Origin of the sequence: Pantoea sp. S18 (assembly GCF_045689705.1) — a bacterium.
In the GTDB taxonomy this organism is placed as follows: domain Bacteria; phylum Pseudomonadota; class Gammaproteobacteria; order Enterobacterales; family Enterobacteriaceae; genus Pantoea; species Pantoea symbiotica.
Genome location: NZ_CP142688.1, coordinates 3,591,870 through 3,616,612 on the forward strand (window position 1 = coordinate 3,591,870; position 24,743 = coordinate 3,616,612).

Sequence of the window (24,743 nt, forward strand, 5' to 3'; positions counted from 1 at the left end):
GCCCTTATTTGTTCAGGTCAGCATGGCCAAGCACATGCATCAGACGGTTGGCCCAGCCAAAAATGGCGATGGCGTGGATCAGATCGATAATCTCCTGATCGTTCATGCCGACCGCGCGCAGTGCCGCCATATCCTCGGCGCTGGCTTCGGACGGCGTCACCGACAGGCGACGGGCAAAACGGTAGATCGCCGCATCACGCTCGCCGAGCACATCCGCACGATCAAAGTAGATGGCGCTCACCACCGCATCACTCTCCGCCAGCTGCGCATGGCGACGCGCATGTACCACCGCGCAATATTTGCAGCCGTTGACGATCGACGCGCCCAGCGCACCGAGTTCACGATCCGCACGATCCAGCCCGCCATCGACATACATAATGGCGTTGAACAGCACGGTACGCGCCACGTAGCTGTCGGGATCGTGCGCTAACGTGCGCACATATTCGGAGATCTTCTTGTTGGATGGCGTCACTTTCATCGCATCGAGCTGCGCGGGCGTGGCATCTTCCACTTCCACCGGCGCGATATACGGGTGCCAATGCAGTGGCTTGAGATTAACCGACGGAATCATGCAGACCTCAACAAACGTAATCCGGCCGCGACGCGCGTCTGGAAGTTAACAAAGGCGATCAGCTCGGATAGCGCCACAATCTGCGGATTGTTCAATCCCGCCTGCTCCAGCAAGCGAATGTGCTGCTCGGTGGCATTCATTGGCTGCTGGGTAACGAGATCGGCGTGGCGCGCAATCGTCGCCAGCGGTTCTGGCAGATCGCTTGCGCCTGCCGCCAGCGCCAGCAGCGCATCTGAAGGCTGCAACGCCGCCAGCTGCGTCTGATAATCCTGTTGCAGCTCGGCATCGTGGTTCAGCTGCGCCATGCGCTGTGCCAGCGCCAAACGCACATCCGGCGCTAAGCCCTGATCGTCGTTTGGTGCCAGCACCGAGATGCGGCACTGTTCCGCGCCGTCAACAAATTCCGGGCGCAGGCGGCGCGTGCCGTACAGCGCATCTTCAGCGTTTAAGCCGACTGCGCGATCAATTGCGTCACTCACTGCGCGTTCTCCTGGTTGAGTAAGGGCGTGGAATCCACCCATTCATCGCCCTGCAATTCAGGGGTATCAAAAGCCTGTAAGTTGGCGTAATGCTGCTCGACATCTTCGGCAAACAACGAAGCGGTAATGCCGCGCACCAGACGATCGGCACCGGCGCTTACCGCCGGAATATCGCCGGAGACTTTGCCGTGCGTCAGCATCGCCGCATCGTTAAAGCAGTGAATGTGCGCCAACAGCGGACATGCGCCTGGCGTCAGTTCGCGGAATTCAAAAGCGGGGCCGAGATCCGGCGCTTCCAGCAAACCGGGACGCGGCGCGCCCATTTGTGGCTGATAGCGTCCGTCGCGCCAGCTGCGGATATGCGGCGCGATGGCGGCAAACTCCGGGCGACCGTGGAAATCATTGCTAAAACCGGTAGCAGCAATCAGGAAGTCATAGCAGAACGGGCCTTGTGTGGTTTCGATCAGCAGGCCATCGGCTTCTTCTTTCACCGCATTGATGCCGCAATCAAGCAAGAAGCGCGCATTGGCATGGCGCGACACGCGCAGCGTTGAGGAGCGCGGCGGTGGCGTTTGTGTGGTGGCGGTGTAATCGACAAACTTCCACTTCCACGCGTCCGGCAACTGATGCATGCCGTGTACCACGCCCTGGCTGCCGATGCCGGTCATTTTGTTGATGCGCGGCATCTGCTTACGACGAATCAGCAAATCTACCGCGCCCGCGCCGTGTTCCAGCGCGGTGGCGGCGTTATCCATCGAGGATGCGCCCGCACCAATCACCGCAATGCGTTTGCCTTTTAGGGCAGAGAAATCAATGTCGTCGGCGGAGTGCGCCCAGAACTGGCGGCTAATACCTTGCAGGAAATCCGGCACGGCGAAACCGCCAAGGCCAGAACGTCCGGTGGCCAGCACCAGACGGCGGGTATAAATGCGACCGGTTTCGGCACCGCTGAGATCGAGGGCAATCAGATCATCGGCAAAGGCAATGTTGTTGATGCGCACATTGTTGCGCACCGGCAGATTCAGCACCTTGCGATACCAAATCAGGTAATCCATCCACTGCGCTTTGGGAATTTTATCCAGCTCTTGCCAGGCTTCTTTGCCCCACTGCGCGGTGAACCACGCGCGGAACGTCAGTTGCGCCATGCCGAGCGCCGGGCCGTGCAGTGATTTCGGTGAACGCAGCGTTTCCATGCGCGCAAAAGTCACCCACGGACCTTCCAGCCCGGCGGGTGCGGCGTCATACGCCACCACATTGCTGATGCCGGTGAACTGCAATTTCGCCACCGCCGCCAGACCGCACATGCCCGCGCCGATCACCACCACATCACGCACCAGCGCGCCATCCTGCGTGCGCTCGGGCACCCAGGATTTCGCGGGCAGTTCAAGATATTCCAGATCCTGCTGAAGCTGAGCTTCCAGCGCGGCAAGGCCATCGGCGGCATAAGTCATAGACGTTTTCCCAGAAATAAGCGGCAGCCAGAATGCGGACGAAACCACTAAAGCGCGTTAGTGACTATGCATTTCCATTATCCTGATAACACATAGTCAATGGGTAATAATCATCAAAACGCATAATAAGAGCTAAGGCTTCGCATAATCCTCTTGCCCTAAAACAGAGTCAATATTCTCGCTCAGCTTTTGACCAATGGATTTCTTATATCTTATGCCGGAAATGTTATAAGCGGGTTTGATGTTGATTGGCGGTCGCCATAAATGGCGACCCTACGAGGTCATTTGTAGGGTCGCCATTTATGGCGACCTTGTTAACCACCGCACTATCCATTAATCCTGATTAATCAGCCGCATAATACGCGGATGTTCACTGGCGGGCAGACGCTCAAACCCCGGCAGCAAATCTGCGGCGGCGCTGGCCAACGCCTCAACCAGTGCCTGCGCAGCCGTTGAAATTTGCCGTCCCTGCGGCGTAATCACGCCAAAGTAGTAAGGAATATCCTCCTCCAGTGGACGAATCGCCACACCGGCCAGCGGCATGCCCCACGCTGTGACAGGTTCAAGGATCGCTACGCCAAGCCCGGCACGCACGCAGCCAAGAATATTGGCGGAGGAGTTGGTTTCGATGGTTTCGTGCAGCGGCGTTTTGACCTTTTTCAACGCTTTTTCGTAGCGTCCGCGCAGCCGCTGCGGGCTCCACGGCGCAATCAACCGCCGTCCCGCCAGGCTGCTCAACGACAGCTGAGATTGCGCCGCCAGCTCGTCATTTTCCGGCAGCGCCACCACGCACTGCGACTGCCCAATCCAGTGCAGCTCCACCGCGTGATGCTCCAGCGGCAAACTGCATAAACCGAGATCGGCTTCGGCGGTGATCACCGCATGCGCCGTCTGCACCGCCGATTCGCTGATGATCTGCACTTTGTTTTGCAAGTTCAGCGCGGCCAGCGCCTGCGGTAGCAAACCCGCCGCCAGTGCAGGCGTGGCGGCAATGCTCAGCGGACGATGTTGCTGATGAGCGATCTCCTGCGCGCGCAGGCGAATCTGCTGCAGTGAGAGCAGCGCTTTCTGCACGTATTGATGCAGCTGCAGCGCCTCTTCCGACGGATGGATACGCGGCCCGTTGCGGATAAACAGCGGATAACCCAGCGATTGTTCCAGCTCCTGAATCAAACGCGACACCGCCGGCTGCGAGCGATTGAGCGCCTTCGCCGCCGCCGTAACGCTACCGGCAGAGATCACCGCCGAGAAGGCTTCCAGCTGCCGCAAATCCAGGTCGTTTAAAATGGTCATCGCGCGATTTTTCCCTAACTCATTGATCGTTCCCGACATTGGCGCGGGAAATATTCCATCATAGAGAGAGTAGTGGGAATTAGCCACCGGGGGGAAAGTGCGCGTTGTCCCTCACCCTAGCCCTCTCCCGCAAGCGGGAGAGGGAACCGTCCTCTGCGGATCTTACTAGCATCACAACTTCGCCGTCCGCTCACGCTGATGCTCATGCAGCAAACGCAGCATATCCAGTAGAAAACTATCTTCGTTGTCCTTCTGCCAGGCAATACTCAGTGGCAAACCTTTTTACTTTGGCGCGGTGGGCACGCCCGACGTGCCGGATCACATCACGCTGTGGGGTTTGGGTTTGCCGATTTGTCAGGGCTTTGACCAGTACACCAGTGCGTCCAACCAAAATTCTGCCCGGCGTCACCTCACCGCTGCGCCATCGCGTCCGCGCAAGCTGCTAAAGGTGGTCACCAAATCCAACGCCCAGCGGCACGGCAAATACCGCAGGGGTGATGCAAGCGATGGTGGCGTTTATTAAGGCAAAAGCTGCTGTAATGCCGCTCAGTTAAGCATTAATTTGCATATGTATGCAGGTGCGCATGAATGCGCACCCTACGAAAAACGCGCCAGTCCTTTGTAGGGTCGCCATTTATGGTGACCGAAAGACGCTTAACTGACGAGCATTAGGCAAAAGCTGCCGTGGTTGAAGCCGTCTGATTTAACCAGGTGCGCATTGTTGTGGTCGCCATGAATGGCGACCCCACGACGGCATCAACATTTTGCTAAACAATTCGGTTTGCACCTGCCGCGCTTTTCATTAAAAGTCTTTGCATCCTTCTGTTTTCGCAGGTCCTCGCATGATCGACTCAGGCAGAGAAGCCAAACCGAATTCCCATCGCACCCTGCTGTTAGCGTTATTGGTCGCAGTAACCTTCTTCATGGAAAACCTTGATGCCACGGTGATCACCACCGCGATTCCGCAAATGGCGCGGGATTTCGCCTCCAGCCCGGTGGCGCTGAACGTTGGCGTCAGCGCCTATTTACTGGCAGTGGCGGTGTTCATTCCGATGAGCGGCTGGCTGGCGGAGCGCTTTGGCGCGCGTACCGTTTTTGCCAGCGCCATCCTGATTTTCACTCTCGCCTCGATCCTATGTGGCTTAAGCGACACGCTCGCCATGTTCACGCTGAGCCGTATTCTGCAAGGCATAGGCGGCGCGATGATGGTGCCGGTCGGTCGCATGGTGGTGCTGCGCGTCACTGCGAAAAAGGAGATGGTGAAAACCATTGCCTTTATTACCTGGCCGGGTTTGATTGCGCCGGTGCTTGGCCCGCCGCTGGGCGGTTTGATTGTCACATACGGCCATTGGCAGTGGATTTTCTGGCTCAATATTCCGCTCGGCATCCTTGCCATCATCGCCACCGCTTATCTGGTGCCACAGTTCAAAGCCGAACAGCGGCGGCCGTTTGACGTGCGCGGCTTTGTGCTGACCGCCACCGCCTGCACCTCATTGATTATCGCGCTGGAAGCGCTCGGGCAGATGCATCTCAATTTTGGTATTCCGTTGTTGCTGCTGGGCGTGTTGTGCAGCTGGCTGGCGTATCGTCACAGCTTCCGCCATCCGCAGCCGCTGCTGCCGTTTAGCGCGATGAAAATTGCCACCTTCCGCAATGCGGTAATTGGCGGCTCGTTCTTCCGCGCCTCAATCAATGCAGTGCCCTATTTGCTGCCGTTGCTGTTTCAGCTTGGCTTTGGCTGGAGCGCGGCGCAGGCCGGAGCCATGGTGCTGTGGGTATTTGCCGGTAATCTGGCGATGAAACCGGCGACAACCTGGCTGATGAAACGCTGGGGTTTTCGTCGCGTGTTGATGATCAATGGCGCGATCAGTTTGGTGGCGATGCTCGGCTGCTTACTACTCAATCCTTCACTGGGCTACTTCGCCATTGCCGCGATTCTGTTTATCGGCGGGCTGTCGCGCTCGCTGCAGTTCAGCTGCTACAACAGCCTGGGCTTCGCCGATGTGCCGCAAAACAAAATGAGCGATGCCTCGGTGGTGTTCAGTATCTTCTTCCAGTTCAGCATGAGCGCGGGCATCGCGCTGGCGGCGTTGTTCCTGCGCGCTTCGATGCTGTGGCAGGAACATAGCGAGATCGCGCAGAGCGATATTCATATCGCTTTCGCCGGAGTGGCTTTGTTGGTGCTGCTGTCGCTATTTGACGTGTTGAGACTGGAAAAAAATGCCGGTGCGCAAGTGCTGGTAAAATAATATTCGCGCACTATTTAACGTTAAAAACATTAATAGTGCGCTTCGCTTAAAAATAATCACTTTCACATAAGGATTTATATTTTTTACACCCATTTTAAGATAATGACTAATGATGCGAATGCTTACCAAATCTTAAGTAAAAGACGAAACATCAGGAATGCTGATTAATTTCATCATATTGAAAGAGAAAAAATTTAAAGGCGAAGCGGTAATATATTTATATTGACCAGAGGCTCACGCAAAAATAATTATTACCCGCCTCTTTCACTCCTTTGCAGACAGAAAAATTCCTGAGCATTATCAAGGAAGATGAGATAACTCCTAATTACTCTTTGTTGTGCGTTAGGCTTTAACGACTAACCTTAAGTAGCAAGTGAAATATGCGTTATCCCCTTTATCTGAGGTATTGATTATGACAACACCACGTGGTGGTTCTGGCAATTTTGCCATGGACCCAGAAAGAGCTCGCGAAGCGGGTAAAAAAGGCGGCCAATTGAGCGGCGGGAATTTTCGAAATAATCCTGAACGTGCAATTGAAGCAGGACGAAAAGGCGGTAAGAAAAGCCGTCGTGTCGTCGATAAATCACCCGAATAACTTTGTTGCGGCTATTATGACTTATTAGCCGCAATCTTTTTATTATCAGAAGATAAATGCCGCCGGAAAATAACGCCCTGACTTTATAAAAAAACACTTTGAGACGTTTCTCGTTGCTAATAATTGAGTTAATTGAATAACAAAAAATATCAAACCGCCATAAACCATCAAAAAATATCTCACCAAATAATCTTCTTGTTTTTATTTTATCGCTCACCTACACTCCGCAAAAATAATTCACCGCAGTTATCACTAATATAAACCATAACTCTAAATAGTTACTTCTTACTTAAATAGTCTCCTCAAAACGGCAGGAACATAAACTTCGCCGTGCGGGAGAACAATTATTGGATTGCCTGTTACTTATAAAAACATACCTCTGAACGGTGAGTATTCCTGCTGTACTTTTTAAACAACGGAGATCACGTGCACACTCAACGCCGCTTCAGAAAGATTATCAAAAATCAATCTATCCCATTAATTAGCATCCTATTAATAGCGAAAACACCCTTGCAAACCGCCAGCGCGGCGAGCAGTGTCATTGCGCCAGATAGCTATAGTCACATACTTAACTATTCGGACGATTACGTTATTAGTTCGGGTGACACTATTAATTCCAACTCAGCGAAAAATGACACACTTTCAATTAACGATCCCAACTTAGCGCTATATGGGCCTGCTGAATCGGTTTCGTTACACAATTACGGAATCATCAATAATGGATTCAACACTCATAATTTAGCCGCCGTTTCATTTTTCACCAAAAACGGCAAGCTTGATAACAGCGGTAACATCAGCGGCTGGGACTTCAGCGTCATTATGGCTGGCGGAAAAAGCGCGATCGTAAACAACGGGCAAATCATTGCCAATAATGGCGTTGCACTGTTGAGCTTTGCCGATGAAACCGCGCTGCTTAATAACGGGTTAATACAGGGTTACACCAGTGCGATTGATGCGGAAAACAGCACGACGGTACGGATTACCAACCTGGGCAATATCACTAGCCAGCAGCAGCCCGCTGTAATTCTTCACAGCGATAGTCAACTCGCTAACGCCGGTGTCATCGCCAGTCAAAATGCTCCCGCGCTATTACTAACCGGTTCTGGCAACGCCATTACCCTGAGTAATCACTCTGCGCTGAACGGCGGCAGCAATATTGCGCTGATGAGCCAGGGTGTAGCTAACCACTTGATTTTGGAGGGTGATGGCAGTGAGAACGGCAATTTCAGCGCCGACACGCCTCAGCACGGATTGTCTGCCATTACCTCCACAGCCAGCAGCCGCTGGGCGCTTAATGGTGATGTGAATGCCTGGGGCGCGAGTGACGATGTGATGACTATTGCCGGGCAGTTACAACTGGCGGGACATACGGTGATTGCCGGCGGTGGCGGCGCGACCGTGCAGCCGGGTGGACAATTACAGCTGATGAACGGTGGCACGCTAACAGGTAACCTCGTCAATAACGGCGAGATCAACGTTAATCCGGGAAACAACCTTCACGGTAATCCCTTTGTGATCAATGGTAATTACACCGGCAATGCCAATAGTCAGCTCACCTTTAACGGAGCCTTAGAGGACGACAACTCGGCGCTGAATCCACTGGTGATCAACGGCAACACCGCTGGTACCAGCCAGGTTGCAGTGATTAACAGCGGCGGCAACGGTGCGCAAACCCAGCAAGGTATAACGCTTATCAAGATTAATGGCACTTCCGCTGCTAATGCCTTCGTGCAGAAAGGTCGTATCGTGGCGGGCAGCTATGAGTACTTTTTGCAGCAGGGAACGCCGAATGCAGCCAACGATCAAAGCTGGTATCTGCGCTCTTCTTTACCGCCTGCAGCACCGATCGTTAGGCCTATGGCAGCACCGCAAATCATCGCGATCCTGCGACCCGAAGTGGGCGCTTACGCAGCAAACATGGCCGCCAGCAACACACTCTTTATCCATCGATTACAGGATCGTCTCACTGCGACTGCGCCAGGATCGTCAATGTGGTTACGTCAAACCGGTACGCAGCAGCGTGCGCAAGCGGGAAGCCAGCTTGATGATCGCAGTAACCAATATGTGGTGCAGATGGGGGCCGATCTGCTGACGCTGCAAACCAGCGAACAGAGTGCGCTTCATCTCGGCGTCATGGCGGGCTACGGCAACCATCACGGCAAAACCACTTCACGTATCACTGGCTTTGGCAGTGTGCATACGCTTAACGGTTACAGCGGCGGCATCAGCGCCACCTGGTATGCGGATGAAGCTCGCCGTTTAGGCTTCTACAGTGATAACTGGCTGCAATTTAGCCGCTTTGAGAATCACGTGAAGGGAGACGATTTAAGCGCTGAAACCTGCCGTTCGCAAGGCGTAACGGCCGCAACCGAATGGGGCTATCGGGCAGCATTTTCGTTGAGCGATCAAACCCAACTGCTGCTGCAGCCGCAATTACAGATCGCATGGATGAACGTGCGCGCCAGCGAGCATCAAGAGCAGAGCGGCAGCTCAGTGCAACTCACCGGTAATGGCAATATTGCGACCCGCGTCGGCGTCAGAGCGGAGCTGCAAACGAGTCGGTTCACGCCCTACGCTGAAGCCAACGCGTTGCACAACAGCCGCGCTTTTGGCAGCAAAATGGATGATCGCGTAGTGGAGATTGAGGGAACGAAGCACATTGCTGAAGTGAAAGCCGGTATTCGCGCCGACCTGTTTTCTGGTCTGGAGATCGCTGTTGAGGGCAACGCGCAGCAAGGCACGGATCATTATCAAAACCTCGGCGGTGCGCTCACGCTACTAGCACATTTCTAAGAGTGCTTATTGCCCTCCGGCTGTTACGGAGGGCTTTTATTGCCTCCCGCGATTCTTCCATTTTTCGTAACAATGACTTCGCTGATCAGGCTATTTTGCCGCTGAAATGTCTGTGCGAACCTTAGTCATCGCCGGGGATCATCCCGAGCAACACCTAAGGAACCGCAACATGAAACTCTATCACTTCCCGCTTTCTGGTCATGCTCACCGCGCACGTCTGTTCCTGTCGCTGCTGGATTTGCCACATGAGGTTATCGATGTCGATCTCAAATCTGGCGAAAACAAAACGCCGGAATTCCTCGCCATGAATCCGTTTGGTCAGGTGCCGGTGCTGGAGGATGACGGCGTGTTTATTGCCGATTCCAACGCCATTCTGGTCTATCTGGCGAAGAAGAGCGGTCGCAGCGAATGGCTGCCGGAAGATGCAAAAGGAGCGGCGGCAGTGCAGCGCTGGCTAACCGTTGCTGCCGGAGATATAGCCTTTGGTCCGGCAGCGGCGCGTTTGATTACCGTGTTTGGCCGCCCGTTCAATCCCGAAGAGGTGATTGGCCGCGCACATCTGGTGCTGTCACGCATTGAGAAGCATCTCGAAGGCCGTGAATGGCTGGTCGGCGATCGCCCGACAATCGCTGACGTCGCGCAATACAGCTATATCGTCGGTGCGCCAGAAGGCAATGTCGATCTCTCCGGTTATCCGGCGGTGAACGCGCTGCTGCGTCGTATCGAAGCGCTGCCGGGCTTTGTGCCCTTCCCCCAAACTGCGGCTGGCCTGCGCAGCATCGCCTGAGTCCACCATCATGAGCAAGAAAATGCCGGTTTGGCATCAGGGTGAAATCGCGCTGCAGCAGCAGGCGGGCGTGGCGGAACGCATGGCGGAAGTCGGCCAGCGGGTGATCCGCGATCACATGCCCGATCAACATCGAGACTTCTACGCGCAGCTGCCGTTTATTGTGGCGGGCAGCGTTGATGCGCACGGCGATGCGTGGGCCACGCTGCTGGAAGGCCAACCCGGTTTTATCTTCTCGCCGAATGCCAGCACGCTGGATATTGAGGCGCGTCCGCATCAAGGCGATCCGGCGGCGGCGGGCATGCAGGATGGCGCGCCGGTTGGGCTGCTCGGCATCGAGCTGCACACGCGGCGCCGCAATCGCATGAACGGCGTACTGCAAGCAATTGGCGGCGGTTTTCGCGTGCAGGTGCAGCAGAGTTTTGGCAACTGCCCGCGCTATATCCAGCTGCGTGATTTTCACTATGCACGCGATCCCGCCGAGCCTTATCGCGGTGAGGTGGAAAGCCTGAGCGCGCTGGATGATGCGGCCCGCGCCACCATCGCCGCGGCAGATACCTTCTACGTCGCCACCTATGCCGAACGTCAGGTTGATGCCTCACATCGCGGCGGTAAAGCGGGCTTCGTGCGCGTCAGCGCAGATGGCCTGCTGACCATTCCCGACTTCAACGGCAATCTGTTTTTCAACACGCTCGGCAACATTCACCAGAATGGCAAAGCGGGATTGCTGTTTATTGATTACGCCAGCGGCGACACGCTGCAACTGAGCGGCGATGCCGAAGTGATTCTCGACTCGCCACAGATCGCCGCCTTTCAGGGTGCCGAACGGCTGTGGACGTTTCGCCCGCGCCGCATCGTGCGTCGTCGCGACGCCCTCGCCTTGCGCTGGTTAACGCCGCCGGATGGCGCAGCACCCAGCTCGCTGATGACCGGCGACTGGCAAGCTGCCGACCAGCGCCTACGTGCGGCGGAGCTGGCAGCGCGCTGGCGTCCGTTCAAGGTGATGAAGGTGGTGGATGAGAGCGCCACAATCCGCTCGTTTCATTTGATGCCGGATGATGGCGCGGGTTTAGTGCCGCATCTGGCCGGTCAACATCTTTCGATTCGCGTGCAGCTGCCTGGAAGCGATAAGCCATTGATGCGCGCCTATACGCTTTCGGTTGCGCCGTCGGATGGCTTTTACCGCATCAGCGTCAAGCGTGATGGCGCGGTTTCGCGCTACCTGCACGATCATCTCCACATTGGGGATACGCTGGAAGCGCGTGCGCCGGCAGGTGATTTTACTATCGATGCCAGCGAACCACGTCCGGCGGTGCTGCTTGCCGCTGGCGTGGGCATCACGCCGATGCTGGCGATGCTGCGACATCTGATATTCGAAGGAAAGCGCAAACAGCGCCTGCGCCCGACGTTCCTGTTTCAGTCGGCACGCAGTAAAGCCGATCGCCCTTTTGTGCGCGAACTCGACCAGTTGCTGGCGGCGGCGCATGGCGCGGTGAAACTGGTGCGCGTGCTGAGCCAGACGGCGGATGCAGAAGCGGATATTGATTACGATTTCGCAGGCCGCATTGATATGGCGCTGCTCTCGCAGATGCTGCCGTTTAACGATTACGACTTCTATCTGTGCGGTCCACCGCAATTCACGCAAGCGCTGTACGACGGGCTGCGCGCCTTCAATATCGCCGATGATCGCATTCACGCCGAAGCTTTTGGACCGTCGTCGCTGCAGCGTTCCCGCGATGTGGTGGCCGAAGAAAAACCGCTGCTGCCGGTAGCAGCGCAATCGGTACCGGTGAAGTTTATGGATTCACTGAAAGAGGCGCGCTGGACGCCAGATGCCGGTTCGCTGCTGGAACTGGCGGAAGCGCGTGGCCTAAGCCCGGCGTACAGCTGTCGCGCCGGACATTGCGGCAGCTGTAAAACCAAACTGCTGCAAGGCGCGGTGACTTACTTAACGCCACCGAGCGCGCAGGTGGCGGATGATGAAGTGCTGATCTGCTGCGCAAGACCGGCGCAGCAGGAAGGTGAGGTGCAGGCGATTCAGCTGGCGCTGTGAGTGACGAGGTTTATCGCACTTTGCCTTTATAGATATCAGGCCGGGTAATCGTCCAGGCGTAATTCGGCTGGTTAACCGGCTGATAGCCAAACTTTTCATACAGCCACGGCGCAGTGCTGGTGAACAGCGTAATTCTGCGTAGCCGCGCGAAAACCGGATGCGCATGAATGCACTCCATCAACCATCGTGCTAAACCATTTCCCTGATATTCATCAAGCACGTAGACATCGCACAGATAGGCGAATGTGGCGTAATCCGTGATCAGCCGCGCAAAGCCAATCTGTACGCCCTGATGATAAAGACCAAAGTTGAGGCTGTTTTGTACCGAGGCATAAACCGTCTCTTCATCAATGCCTGCTGCCCATATCGAGGTGGTGAGGTAACGGTGTATGGCGGCGAGATCTAATTTGTTTGTGTCTGTGCTGATCAGATAACAATCTTTGTTCCATTCTTCTATAACGAAATCACTCATCTCCGGGGCCTGCGATACTGTTATTGGGATGTAAAAAGAGTTTATGAAGGATGATGGCGGGCGCATAGTGGGCAACCCTTAAATCGGGTTTTACCATGATTTAGCCACTTAGAATTAAAGGGTAATAATAATTCTCATTAAAAACTCATGGCAAGCCCCACGCCATATCCCTGGGTATTATTTCCGAACATATAACGTGCCACTATTCGTGTACGACTGATGAAAACCGGATATTTACTACTATCAAGCTCGAGCCCAACACCCAATGAATTTAAACTATCGAATCCTAATTGGCCACGCTGCTCACCCAAATATTCAGTGCGTGCAGCTTCAAGCACATAGCGCAAAGGACTTCCTAATAACGTCCAATCTGAAACTGGAGCGCGACGACGTAAATAAAGCCCGAGATTTTCCGCAGTAGCACTCCCGCTTACGGCCTCAGAACTATTACCGAAACTATTGAGCTCTTGATAGGAATATCGCAACTCAACATCGATATCTTGCTCTTTGCTAAATAATTCATAATCCAACATTAGCGATCCTCCTAAGCCATACGCATTGAGGCGGCCACCATCCAGGAATTTGTAGTCTGCATCTTCAAATTTTTTTTGCAGAACAAAAGCGCCAATACGCAGATCACTGGCCATTGTACCTAAGGTGAAATTTGCGATTGGTCGCAGGACCCAATTGCCGCCGAGTTTATCCGTATAAAGTTTTATATCCCAACCAATACCGCCAGTCGCCGTTAAGCTATTCCATTTAACCGGAATTTTTCGGCTTTCATTGCCATTAGAAACAACAAATTGAGGATCATAACGGCTGTAACCGAGTGTACCTTCGAGATAGAGAGGAAATTCCTCACTAAGGGTTGCACCGCCGCCAAACTGAGTAATTGAAAGCGAGTTTTTTTCTTTGGTGTCAGCACCGATGTTGAGGTCACTTGCGGTAACATCCGGTACCACCGTATAGCTCATAAGAGAAAGGACGGCATTAGCGCGACTTTTTAGAGGAGTATCATCTGCAGCAAAACTGGTATAACTCGTTAAAAGCATTACGCTAATTTGAATAATTGTTATACGAGAAATGAAAAGAGCCATGTTTTACTCCAGATGTCACACCCCACGACTGATCGTTTCTTATTGCATTGCAGCACCGCATATTTAAATTCATTTTATTTTAGACCGGGCTATGCAATAGAAAGTTATTTTCATCATTATTTTTCTATAAAGTGACAAAAATCATAATAAGTAGTCACTTATTGGTGGGCGTTTAAAGGGGTGTAATTTTTAGAATCGGTGATGATGACTTCAATGATAATTATTTTTCGGTGCATGGTAAGTATTGAGAAGGAATGAAATTGGGAAATTCAGAGGTTTTTGCATAAGCGATGAGAAAGGAATACAAAGACTGTTTTATGCGGGAATGCTGAAAGATTCGCTAAGATTTGTAATGCGTTACAGGATCGAAAAAAGGGTACTAGCGTTAACTAGTACCCTTTCTGGAAGGCATTGATGTTTAACTGTTGCTGTGAACACCACCTTCTTTAAGCACCCGTCAGAAGTGTTACTTCTAACCAGCGCTTCAATGTATGGTGCCCGGACGCGGAATCGAACCACGGACACGGGGATTTTCAATCCCCTGCTCTACCGACTGAGCTATCCGGGCAACGGGGCGCATTAAACCCTACTCGCGCGGCACCGTCAAACGCTTTTCGGCAAAAATCAGCTGACTGATGCCTTTTAAAGCAACCTCCAGACCAACAGGTAAAAATTTATTCGCCTATCGCTGTTATAGGTGAATTTTTAATCGCTTGTGCCGATAACCGAGCTGACATCCTATACCAATAATAAGGTTCGCCCCATGTTCAGCACAATTGCATCAGGAATCTTGTCACGTCTTGCGTGGCAAAAGCGCAGTAATAGCATGGCAACGCTCAGTTCGCTGCAAGACGCTATCGCTATGGTTGAATTTACTCCAGAAGGAAAAATCCTCACCGCTAATGAGCTGTTTCTCGAGCGCATGGGTTATACGCTCAAAGAGATCGTTGGCCAGCATCACAGCATGTTCTGCACCGCAGATTTGCTCAACTCGCCGCAATACCGCGACTTCTGGCGACGCCTGAATCGTGGCGAAGGTTTCAGCGACAAATTCCTGCGCGTAGCGAAAAACAGCCGCCCTATTTGGCTGGAAGCGAATTACGTGCCGGTGCAGGATCGCAGCGGTCGGGTGATCAAAATCGTCAAACTGGCGAGCGATATCACCGCGCGCATCATGGATGCACAAGAGCAGCGCGCCATGACCACCGCGATTGAGCGTTCGATGGCGGTGATTGCCTTCAATCTCAAGGGCGAAGTGTTGATGACCAATGACAACTTCCTGAAAACCATGGGATACAGCGCGTCAGAAGTGATCGGCGTGCATCACAGCCAGTTTTGTCCTCCGGAGATGCGCAACAGCGATGAGTATCGCCGTTTCTGGCACAAGCTGAATCAGGGAGAATTTATCTCCGGCCAGTTCCAGCGCGTGAATAAACGCGGCCAAACGGTATGGCTGCGTGCCACTTACAACCCGGTGTTTAACGAAACCGGCGAGCTGTACAAAGTGGTGAAGTTCGCCACCGATGTCACCGCGCAGGTGGAGAAGAATCAGCAAGAACGCGAAGCGGCGCAGCAGGCGTATCAAACCGCGCTGCAAACCAGCGAAAGCACGCGTCTTGGTGCCACGGTGATTGAGAACAGCGTGCAGACCATGAATGATTTGGCCGGCGAGCTGCATGGCATTTCCGGCGATATCAATGATCTGAGCGAATCTTCAGACCGCATCGGCGCGATTGTCGAGAGCATCCGTCGGATTGCCGATCAAACCAACCTGCTGGCGCTTAACGCGGCGGTGGAAGCGGCGCGCGCCGGTCAGCACGGTCGTAGTTTTGCCGTGGTCGCCAACGAAGTACGCACGCTAGCGGCCAACATCAACCGCGCCACCACCGAGATTGAGAACATGGTGCAGCAGAACCATACGCTGGCGGAGAAAGCGCTGAAAGGTATCGCATCCAACCTGAAACGTGCCGATCAAGGCGTGGTGCTGGCGAAGGAAGCTGGCGGCATGATGGCGGATATTCGCGGCAGTTCCAGCGAAGTGGTGCGCGCGATTGGGCACGTTACGGCGGCGCTGAAGGAAGAGTGATTTCTAGCCAGGTCGCCATGAATGGCGACCCTACGGGATTTATAGCGATGTTGAGTTAAGAATACGCACGACTGCTGCAGCGACGGTGTTGAGGCGACATCCCAAACCGCTGAGCGAAAGAGGGATTCCAGGGCGAGCCGCATGGATGCGGCGAGAGGTGGCGCTGAGCAGGAGCGAATCGCCACCGGTCCGTCAGGAATCGTGATTGAGTGAAGGTACCGCGAAGCGGCGGGTTGGGCTGGCGCAAGGCCCGGGAGTGCAGAGGGCGCGGCCAGGCGCCCTCTGCTCGGTCGCCGCACGAAGTTACTGCAACTGCCTCAGCATAGGGCGAACGAAAGTCGCTCGGTGCTTAACTGAGCGGCACTACGCGATGAATGGCGACCCTACGGATCATAAAAGTGTCACAGGGGCGCAGTAATCTAAGATAATTCCTAATCAACGTCAGATTCCTCTATGCAGCTGCCTGATTTACGCGCAGGCCTTGCCTCCTTGTCGAGTCGTTCTCGTGCGCGTTCGCTGTGCATTGCCGTGCCGTTTGTCAGTCCTGCGATGGACAACACGGCAGTGATGGCGTTGTTTACCGAGCACAAAGATTTGATTGGTTTGCCGGTGATCGAAAACGGTACGCCGTTTGGCATGATCAACCGCCATATCTTCCTGTCGCAAATGTCGCGCCCATTTTTCCGCGAACTCTACGATCGCAAAAGCTGCATCGCCTTTATGGATAAAGAGCCGCTGGTGATCGATGCCGATACCGAGCTCGATCAGGTAGCGCAGCAAGTGGTGGCGACCGGCGATAAATCGGTGACCGACGGCTTTATCCTCACCGAGCAAGGGCGCTACATCGGCATCGGGCTGGGCATCGATCTGATTCGTACCGTGTCGGATTTGCAGCATCAACAGCATCAGCAAATTTTGCAGAGCATCGATTACGCGCGCGTGATTCAGGACGCAATGCTCGATCGCTCAAAGCAGCAAATGGCGCAGCAGCTCAGCGATTGGTGCCTGCACTGGCAGCCGCGCGATGGCGTCGGCGGCGACTATTACGCTTTTCATCAGGATCAACACGGCTGGCTGGCGCTGATTGCCGACTGCACCGGCCACGGCATTCCCGGCGCGTTTATGACGGTGATCCTGCAATCGGCGCTGGAAAATGCGCTGCAGCAGAATCGGCGTGCACCATCCGACGTGCTGCAATCGCTCAATCGTCATATCAAGCAAACCCTTGGCCAGCTCAATGCTTCGCAGCAGACTTCGCTGTCGAACGACGGCTGCGATGCCATCGCGCTGCGCCTCGATAGCGAAAATCATCAGCTTTCATGGTCGAGCGCGCGCATGCACGCGCTGCTGCATAGCGCCAGCGGCGAGGCAGAATCGCTGAAGGCCGACCGCGTTGGCGTTGGCTATACCGATACGCCGCAGGATTACGTCTGGCCGCAGCAGCAACGTACGCTCAATCCCGGCGACATGCTGCTGGTGATGACCGATGGCGTCACCGATCAGCCCGGCGGTGAACGTCACATTATGTTTGGCAAAAAGCGCATTCAGACGCTGCTGAATCATTATCAAACGCTGCCGATGCCGGCGCTTTCCACGGCATTCGAGCAGGAATTTCTTCGTTGGCAAGGCAACCAGCCGCGACGCGATGACGTCACCTGGTTTGGCTTCCGCTATTAGAGTCACGTTATGACACCAGCTTCGAACCTCAGCCGCGTCCCGCCCGACAGCGTGGCGCTGCACTACACCGGCCTCTTTTCGCCGCAGAACATCACTGCGATGGGCGAAGTGATCAAAGTGTTTCTTGAGAATCAGCAGGCGCCGGTCAAAGTTCGGCGTCGCTTGTTCTCCAGCTTTGTCGAGATCGTGCAAAACATCCTGCGCTATTCACAAGACAGCCGCAGCACCAGCCACGCCGAGCAGGATTTCCGCTTCGGCACGGTGACGCTGCACGTTGAAGGCGACAACTACGTGCTGGAGAGCAGCAATCAGGTGGATGAAGTCGCCTGCGAGCAGCTGCGCTACTGGCTCGACCTGCTGCGCACCATGAGCAACGAAGAGATCAAACAGGCGTATCGCGTGGGATTACGCGCCGAGAGCCCCGCCACCAGCAAAGGGGCCAACATTGGATTATTAACGCTGGCGCGCGACGTCAGCGAACCGCTGGAGTATGAACTGCGTCCGTTGGCCTCCAACGGTTACGCCACGTTTTGGCTGAAAGCCACCATTCACCAGGATTGATCGATTGATGCAAAACCTTGTTATTGCTGCCACAGAGAGCACGCCCGAAGTGAGTTTTGATTTTGCCGCCGGCCAGTTTGCCCTGCGCGGTGAATCCTGGCCTGAGAACGCGGCGGCGTTTTACCGTCCGCTACTGGACGCCTTAGAGAACTGGCAGCCGCAGCCGGGCGGCGACGTTGAAGTGAATATCGCGCTGCGCTACTTCAACAGCTCCAGCACTAAAATGCTGTTCAGCCTGTTTGACCTGTTTAACCAGCGTGCGCAGAGCGGGCAAACCGTGGCGCTCAACTGGTTCTTCGACGCCGAAGATGATGTCTCAGAAGAGTTTGGTCAGGAGCTGGCGCTGGATTTCACCGATCTGCAGGTGAATCTGCAGGCGGAAATGGCATCGTGATGGACCTCAACGAGCTGTTCCGCGAAGAGAGCGATGTGCTTAATCGCTCGCAGGATGTGGCGGCTCAAACCACGCTCAGCGCTGAGGATTATCGCGATGCGCTGCTGATGGTGAATCGCCATTATCAGCGTCTGATGCGTGAAACCTATCGCATGATCTCGCGCAGCGACCGCGCCGAGCGTGAGCTCAATCGCGTCAACGAACAGCTGCATCAGCTGGCGCAGGAGCTGGAGTACAAAGCCAGCCACGATCCACTGACGGCGGTGTGGAATCGCGGGGCGATTATTCAGCGCATTACGCAAACATTGAGTAACGGCGCAGCGGCGCTGATCATTCTGGATATCGACCACTTCAAACGCATTAACGACGAGTTCGGTCATCCGATGGGCGATAAGGTGATTTGCGCGCTGGTGTCGCGCATTCAGGCGCACTGCCCGGAAGAAGCCAGCATTGGCCGCATTGGTGGCGAAGAGTTTACCGTGCTGCTGCCGCACTATCGCCTATCCGATGCGGTTATTGTGGCGGGCGCGATTCACGCCTCGCTGAATGCTTCACCGCTGGCGGTGTTGCCCGGTCAGCTAGTGACCGCCAGCCTTGGCGTCAGCTACGGCAAACCGGGATCTGATTTTGAGACGCTGTATAACAACGCCGATGTGGCGCTGTACGACGCCAAAAACCATGGCCGCAATCGGGTGTTCTTCCGCTAATTACTTAGCCGCCGTTGCTACCGGCGGCGGTGTGGCTTCCGGCACAAAGATGTGGTCGAGAATATTACGCATCAGCGGCGCCGCCGTGACGCCTTCGTTGCCACCGTTTTCCAGAATCAACGCCACTGCCACTTTGGGGTCGTTAAACGGCGCAAACGCGGTGTAGAAGATATGGTCTCGCAGGCGCATTGGCGTCATTTTCGCGTTATAGATCTGGTTCTTTTTCAGGCTGAATACCTGCGAAGTACCCGATTTCGCCGCAATGCCGTACGGCGCGGTGTGGAAGTATTTGTAGCCGGTGCCGTTTGGCGCATTCGCCATACCAAACATGGCGTGGCGCACCAGCGACCAGTACGGCGATTTGGCATCGCCAATCTGCGGCTGCGGTAATTTTGCCTGATACGGCTGCACCACCGTGCCGCGCTGCGATTTTTCCAGCAGATGCGGATTAATGACGCGGCCATTATTCAACAGCGCCACCAGCGCTTTCACCATCTGAATCGGCGTCGCCACCCAATAACCTTGCCCAATCCCAACTGAAACCGTATCGCCCTGATACCACATCTTTTTGTGCACCTTTTGCTTCCATTCACGGCTTGGCAATAATCCGGCGTACTCTTCGTTGAGATCGATGCCGGTGGATTTGCCGTAACCAAACTGGCTCAACATGGTGTGGATGCGATCGATGCCCATCATGAACGCCACCTGATAGAAGAAGCTATCCGCCGACTCTTCAATGGCTTTCGTCACGTCCAGCATGCCGTGACCGGTTTTTTTCCAGTCGCGATATTTACGATCGGTGCCCGGCAGCGTCCAGGTGGGCGCGCCAAAGATCGTGAAACTCGGCGTGATGACTTTGGTCAGCAGCGCCGACATCGCCATATAAGGTTTTACCGTGGACGCCGGCGGATACAAGCCTTGGGTGACGCGGTTAATCAGCGGCAGATCTTTATCCTGCAGCAGGGTTTTATAGGCTTTGTAGCTGATGCCTTTGACGAACGGGTTGGGATCGTAGCTCGGCGCAGAAACCATCGCCAGCACGCTGCCGTCGTGCGGATCTTCAATCAGCGCCGCCGCACGTTGCCCGGCCAGTTGGCTCTCGACATACTGCTGCAAATGCAGATCGAGCGTCAGCGTGATGTTCTGACCGGCAACCGGCGGCACTTCTTTAAGTACGCGCACGATGCGGCCGTGGTTATCCACTTCCACTTCCTGATAGCCGGTTTTGCCGTGCAGCAGCGATTCGTAATAGCCTTCAATGCCCTGCTTACCGATGTTGTGGTCCGCCGCGTAGTTCTCACCCACACCTTCTGCATTCAGGCGTTTGTAGTCGTTATCGTTGATTTTAGAAACATAGCCGAGCACGTGCGCCAGGTCGGCACCGTAAGGATATTCGCGGTCCTGATAGGTATCGACGGTAACGCCGGTAAAGCGGAATTGATTGACGGCGAAGCGCGCCACTTCTTCGTCAGTCAGTTCCGCTTTCAGTTCAACCGGCTTGTAGCGGCTGTTCTGTTTGAGCTCGTGCTCGAAGGTTTCAATCTCTTCCGGCGTGAGATCGACAATCGGCGTCAACTCCTTCAGCGTTTCCTGCATGTTGTCGATTTTGTACGGCGTGATGTGAATGTCGTACCAGCTAACGTTGCGCACCAGCGGAATACCGTTGCGATCAAAGATCAGCCCGCGCGTGGGTGCGATGGGGATCATTTTGATGTCGTTCTCGTTGGAACGCGTCTGGTAATAGCTGTGCTGATCGACCTGTAAGCGATACAGGTTGATGCCTAAAATGGTAAAGCAGATGACAACCAGGGCAAAAGCGACAATCGCACGGCGGGCAAACAGCTTTTCTTCTGCTTCGAAATTACGGAAATTCATCAGGTGGGCTTAGTCTCTTTGTTATCACGCTAATGATAAGCAGAGATTGCTTTAGAGCCAGCACGAAGATGCACAAGCCTGGGTAAAAGTGTGTCAGATGTTTACGGTGGGAAGCCAGGTCGCCATTAATGGCGCCCCTACGACGAATGTAGGGTCGGCATTTATGCCGACCTGGTTTAACGCAGTGATTAATCGCCCAGCAGCACGGACTCCAGCGCGATCTTAATCATATCGTTGAAGGTGGTCTGACGCTCAGCCGCCGTGGTCTGCTCGTGGGTGCGGATATGATCCGACACGGTACAGATGGTCAGCGCTTTGGCACCAAACTCTGCTGCCACGCCATAAATACCCGCAGCTTCCATTTCCACGCCCAGAATGCCGTACTTCTCCATCACGTCGAACATCTGCGGATCTGGCGTGTAGAACAGATCGGCCGAGAAGATGTTACCCACGCGCGCATCAACGCCCAGCGCTTTGGCTGCGTCAACCGCGTTACGCACCATGTCGAAGTCCGCAATCGCGGCGAAGTCGTGATCCTTGAAGCGCATGCGGTTCACTTTGGAATCGGTGCAGGCACCCATACCAATTACCACGTCGCGCAGTTTCACGTCTGCGCGCACCGCGCCGCAAGAACCGACACGGATGATCTTCTTCACGCCAAAATCGGTGATCAGCTCTTTGGTGTAGATCGAGCAGGATGGAATGCCCATGCCGTGACCCATCACCGAAATTTTGCGGCCTTTATAAGTCCCGGTGTAACCCAGCATGCCGCGTACGTTGTTCACTTCCACCACATCTTCAAGGAAGGTTTCAGCGATGTGCTTAGCGCGCAGCGGATCGCCCGGCATCAGTACGACGTCCGCGAAATCACCCATTTCTGCATTAATATGAGGCGTTGCCATGGTTATTTTCCTTATTAAATTTGGGGCGCTGTTTTACAGCATGCTCTTGCCGTAGTCCATGCTGGACAGGCCGAAATATTTTGCGATGGTCTGGCCGATATCAGCGAAGGTATCGCGATATCCCAACGATCCTGGCTTCACATTCGGGCCGTAGATCAGAATTGGGATGTGCTCACGCGTGTGTTCAGTACCTTTCCAGCTTGGATCGCAGCCGTGATCGGCGGTGAGGATCAGAATGTCACCCTCTTTCACCAACTCCATCAGCTCTGGCAAGCGACGATCGAAGAACTCCAACCCGCCCGCATAACCGGCGATATCGCGACGATGTCCCCACGTTGAGTCGAAATCAACGAAGTTTGTGAACACAATCGAAGTATCTGGCGCTTTCTTCATCTGCTCGATGGTGGCGTTGAACAGCGCGTCTAAGCCGGTGGCTTTGACTTTCTGCGTGATGCCCTGCTCAGCGTAGATGTCGGCGATTTTACCCACCGAAATCACTTCACCGCCCTTCTCATCCACCAGTTTTTTCAGCATGGTCGGCGCTGGCGGTTCCACTGCCAGATCGTGACGGTTGCCGGTACGCTCGAAGTTACCTGCTTTGTCGCCGACGAACGGACGCGCAATCACGCGGCCGATGTTGTAGCCGCCATTGGTCAGCTCTTCACGGGCGATTTCGCACAGTTCGTACAGGCGATCGAGGCCAAAGGTCTCTTCGTGGCAGGCAATCTGGAACACCGAATCCGCCGAGGTGTAGAAAATCGGCTTGCCGGATTTCATGTGCTCCTCGCCGAGCTGGTCGAGGATCACCGTGCCCGATGAGTGACAATTACCGAGATAACCCGGCAGATCGGCACGTTTCACCAGAATATCCAGCAGCTCCTGCGGGAAGCTGTTCTCTTTGTCGCTGAAGTAGCCCCAATCAAACAGCACCGGCACACCGGCGATTTCCCAGTGGCCCGACGGCGTATCTTTACCGGACGACAATTCGCTGGCGTAAGCGTACGCACCGATGATTTCCGCGTTGGGATCGAGGCCTGGCGGGAAACGACCGGTGGAGAGCTCAGCCGCTTTGCCGAGGCCCAGTTTGGTCAGGTTAGGTAAGTGCAGCGGGCCTTCACGACCTTCATTGGCGCGGCCTTCGAAACAGGCTTCGGCGATATGGCCGAGCGTGTCCGATCCTTCATCACCGAATTTATCGGCGTCTTTACTGGAGCCGATCCCGAAGGAGTCGAGAACCATAATAAAAGCACGTTTCATGCAAGTCTCCTGCGCAATGCGCGATGACAAGTCAAAAAAAAGCGATCAGATCAGTATACCCGAACGGCCGCTGCCTGGCACGAAGAAGCGCCAGTTATTCGCTGACGCGACGATAAACCACCGGCGTGATCGCTGGCGCAGTATCGCTCAGCGTGATGGCCGCTTTAACGGCGGCAGCGGCCTGTTGCCACTGCGCTTCAGACGCGGCGTGGATAATCGCCAGCGGACGCTGCGCATCAACTTGCGTGCCGAGCGTGATCATGTCGCTCAGACCCACGCTGTAATCAATGCTGTCGCTGGCACGCTGACGGCCACCGCCAAGCGCAACCACTGCCATGCCAAGCGCACGCGTATCCATTGCGCTGACGATACCGGCGCCATCGGCGTACACCGCTTTGCTCAGGGTTGGGGCTGGTAAATAGCTGTCCATGCGCTCGATGAAATCGACCGGACCATTTTGCGCCGACACCATGCGGGCAAACACTTCAGCGGCTTTGCCGTTATCCAGCACCTGCTGCAGCTTTTTGCGTGCATCGGCGTCGTTTTCAGCCAGTTTGCCGGAGATCAGCATTTCCGAGCACAGCGCCATTGTCACTTCCAACAGACGCGGATTGCGCGCTTCGCCGGTCAGGAACTGCACCGCTTCACGCACTTCCAGCGCGTTACCCGCAGTAGAAGCCAGCACCTGATTCATGTCGGTGAGCAGCGCAGTGGTTTTGCAGCCTGCGCCGTTCGCTACGCCAACAATCGCCTGCGCCAGATTTTCTGAGGCTTCGAAGGTCGGCATAAAGGCGCCGGAACCCACTTTGACGTCCATCACCAACGCATCCAATCCTTCCGCCAGCTTTTTGGCGAGGATCGACGCGGTGATCAGCGGAATGGAATCCACGGTGGCGGTGATATCGCGCGTGGCGTAGAAACGTTTGTCGGCCGGTGCCAGCGAGTTGGTCTGACCAATAATCGCGATGCCGACGTCTTTAATAATCTGGCGGAAACGATCGTCGCTCGGGAAGATATCGAAGCCCGGAATCGCTTCCAGTTTATCCAGCGTGCCGCCGGTGTGGCCCAGGCCGCGCCCGGAGATCATCGGCACATAACCGCCGCATGCCGCCACCATCGGGCCAAGCATCAGCGAAGTAACATCGCCGACGCCGCCGGTGGAGTGCTTATCAACAATCGGGCCGTTGAGATTGAGCGATTTCCAGTTCAGCACCGTGCCGGAGTCGCGCATCGCCATGGTCAACGCCACGCGCTCGTCGAGCGTCATATCATGGAAATAGATGGTCATCGCCAGCGCGGCAATTTGACCTTCCGAAACGCTGTTGTCGCGCACGCCGTTGATAAAGAAGCGGATCTCCGCTTCACTCAGCGCCTGGCCGTCGCGTTTTTTACGAATAATTTCTTGTGGCAGGAACACGGTTGCCTCCCCGGAATAGAGAGGTCG

Annotated in this window: 20 protein-coding genes, 1 tRNA gene and 1 pseudogene; 11 read left to right on the forward strand and 11 right to left on the reverse strand. The window is 54.9% G+C overall.

Annotated elements, in window-relative coordinates; all coding sequences use genetic code 11:
- Window positions 1-4: 4 nt before the first annotated feature.
- From VIJ98_RS16650 to VIJ98_RS16665, 4 genes are all read right to left on the reverse strand, one after another.
- Window positions 5-571, reverse strand: coding sequence for a peroxidase-related enzyme (locus VIJ98_RS16650; protein ID WP_008107152.1), 567 nt, complete (start codon window positions 569-571; stop codon window positions 5-7).
- Window positions 568-1,050 (reverse strand): hypothetical protein, encoded by a 483-nt coding sequence (locus tag VIJ98_RS16655; RefSeq protein WP_323275082.1) that lies wholly within the window; start codon window positions 1,048-1,050, stop codon window positions 568-570. The genes VIJ98_RS16650 and VIJ98_RS16655 overlap by 4 nt, the downstream gene beginning before the upstream one ends.
- Window positions 1,047-2,501 (reverse strand): NAD(P)/FAD-dependent oxidoreductase, encoded by a 1,455-nt coding sequence (locus VIJ98_RS16660; RefSeq protein ID WP_323275083.1) that lies wholly within the window; start codon window positions 2,499-2,501, stop codon window positions 1,047-1,049. The genes VIJ98_RS16655 and VIJ98_RS16660 overlap by 4 nt, the downstream gene beginning before the upstream one ends.
- 333 nt (window positions 2,502-2,834) lie before the next feature.
- Window positions 2,835-3,794, reverse strand: coding sequence for a LysR family transcriptional regulator (locus tag VIJ98_RS16665; protein WP_323275085.1), 960 nt, complete (start codon window positions 3,792-3,794; stop codon window positions 2,835-2,837).
- Between the two features lie 283 nt (window positions 3,795-4,077).
- Here VIJ98_RS16665 and VIJ98_RS16670 point away from each other — a divergent pair.
- The 6 genes and pseudogenes from VIJ98_RS16670 to VIJ98_RS16695 form a co-directional block, all read left to right on the forward strand.
- Window positions 4,078-4,222, forward strand: a pseudogene (locus tag VIJ98_RS16670) (tartrate dehydrogenase); the annotation flags it as partial.
- 414 nt (window positions 4,223-4,636) lie between these two features.
- Window positions 4,637-6,043 (forward strand): MFS transporter, encoded by a 1,407-nt coding sequence (locus tag VIJ98_RS16675; protein ID WP_323275086.1) that lies wholly within the window; start codon window positions 4,637-4,639, stop codon window positions 6,041-6,043.
- Between the two features lie 412 nt (window positions 6,044-6,455).
- Complete coding sequence (locus tag VIJ98_RS16680) at window positions 6,456-6,638, forward strand: general stress protein (RefSeq protein WP_007893075.1); 183 nt, start codon at window positions 6,456-6,458, stop codon at window positions 6,636-6,638.
- Window positions 6,639-7,148: 510 nt separating this feature from the next.
- Entirely contained in the window at window positions 7,149-9,431 is a 2,283-nt protein-coding gene (locus tag VIJ98_RS16685) for an autotransporter outer membrane beta-barrel domain-containing protein (RefSeq protein ID WP_323275089.1), read from the forward strand.
- A gap of 169 nt (window positions 9,432-9,600) precedes the next feature.
- Complete coding sequence (locus VIJ98_RS16690) at window positions 9,601-10,218, forward strand: glutathione S-transferase (protein WP_323275090.1); 618 nt, start codon at window positions 9,601-9,603, stop codon at window positions 10,216-10,218.
- A 10-nt stretch (window positions 10,219-10,228) separates the two neighbouring features.
- Window positions 10,229-12,271 carry a pyridoxamine 5'-phosphate oxidase family protein gene (locus VIJ98_RS16695; protein ID WP_323275092.1) on the forward strand — a complete coding sequence of 681 codons (2,043 nt, stop codon included), beginning with the start codon at window positions 10,229-10,231 and terminating at the stop codon, window positions 12,269-12,271.
- A 10-nt stretch (window positions 12,272-12,281) separates the two neighbouring features.
- Here the strand turns inward: VIJ98_RS16695 and VIJ98_RS16700 are convergent, their stop codons facing one another.
- From VIJ98_RS16700 to VIJ98_RS16710, 3 genes are all read right to left on the reverse strand, one after another.
- The gene (locus VIJ98_RS16700; protein ID WP_323275094.1) at window positions 12,282-12,743 is read right to left on the reverse strand and encodes a GNAT family N-acetyltransferase; all 462 of its coding nucleotides are present in this window, start codon (window positions 12,741-12,743) and stop codon (window positions 12,282-12,284) included.
- Between the two features lie 137 nt (window positions 12,744-12,880).
- Entirely contained in the window at window positions 12,881-13,795 is a 915-nt protein-coding gene (locus VIJ98_RS16705) for a hypothetical protein (RefSeq protein ID WP_407330309.1), read from the reverse strand.
- Between the two features lie 537 nt (window positions 13,796-14,332).
- Window positions 14,333-14,408, reverse strand: a tRNA-Phe gene (locus VIJ98_RS16710).
- Window positions 14,409-14,603: 195 nt separating this feature from the next.
- Between VIJ98_RS16710 and VIJ98_RS16715 the strand changes: the two genes are divergently transcribed.
- The 5 genes from VIJ98_RS16715 to VIJ98_RS16735 all read left to right on the forward strand — a co-directional run bounded on the left by VIJ98_RS16715 (window position 14,604) and on the right by VIJ98_RS16735 (window position 19,265).
- Window positions 14,604-15,926, forward strand: coding sequence for a PAS domain-containing methyl-accepting chemotaxis protein (locus tag VIJ98_RS16715; RefSeq protein WP_008103272.1), 1,323 nt, complete (start codon window positions 14,604-14,606; stop codon window positions 15,924-15,926).
- A gap of 453 nt (window positions 15,927-16,379) precedes the next feature.
- Window positions 16,380-17,603 (forward strand): SpoIIE family protein phosphatase, encoded by a 1,224-nt coding sequence (locus tag VIJ98_RS16720; RefSeq protein WP_154155187.1) that lies wholly within the window; start codon window positions 16,380-16,382, stop codon window positions 17,601-17,603.
- Window positions 17,604-17,612: 9 nt separating this feature from the next.
- Entirely contained in the window at window positions 17,613-18,164 is a 552-nt protein-coding gene (locus VIJ98_RS16725) for a SiaB family protein kinase (protein WP_154155184.1), read from the forward strand.
- 7 nt (window positions 18,165-18,171) lie between these two features.
- Window positions 18,172-18,558, forward strand: coding sequence for a DUF1987 domain-containing protein (locus VIJ98_RS16730; protein ID WP_008103278.1), 387 nt, complete (start codon window positions 18,172-18,174; stop codon window positions 18,556-18,558).
- A complete protein-coding gene (locus tag VIJ98_RS16735) occupies window positions 18,558-19,265 on the forward strand; it encodes a GGDEF domain-containing protein (protein ID WP_265299481.1) in 708 nt (235 codons plus the stop codon). The genes VIJ98_RS16730 and VIJ98_RS16735 overlap by 1 nt, the downstream gene beginning before the upstream one ends.
- Here VIJ98_RS16735 and mrdA read toward each other — a convergent pair whose 3' ends face one another.
- The 4 genes from mrdA to deoA all read right to left on the reverse strand — a co-directional run bounded on the left by mrdA (window position 19,266) and on the right by deoA (window position 24,716).
- Complete coding sequence (gene mrdA / locus VIJ98_RS16740; RefSeq protein ID WP_323275102.1) at window positions 19,266-21,140, reverse strand: penicillin-binding protein 2; 1,875 nt, start codon at window positions 21,138-21,140, stop codon at window positions 19,266-19,268. It abuts the gene before it with no gap.
- A gap of 188 nt (window positions 21,141-21,328) precedes the next feature.
- Entirely contained in the window at window positions 21,329-22,042 is a 714-nt protein-coding gene (gene deoD / locus VIJ98_RS16745; RefSeq protein WP_008103284.1) for a purine-nucleoside phosphorylase, read from the reverse strand.
- A 33-nt stretch (window positions 22,043-22,075) separates the two neighbouring features.
- Window positions 22,076-23,299 (reverse strand): phosphopentomutase, encoded by a 1,224-nt coding sequence (gene deoB / locus VIJ98_RS16750; RefSeq protein WP_008103285.1) that lies wholly within the window; start codon window positions 23,297-23,299, stop codon window positions 22,076-22,078.
- A 94-nt stretch (window positions 23,300-23,393) separates the two neighbouring features.
- The gene (gene deoA / locus VIJ98_RS16755; RefSeq protein ID WP_323275106.1) at window positions 23,394-24,716 is read right to left on the reverse strand and encodes a thymidine phosphorylase; all 1,323 of its coding nucleotides are present in this window, start codon (window positions 24,714-24,716) and stop codon (window positions 23,394-23,396) included.
- Window positions 24,717-24,743: the final 27 nt, after the last annotated feature.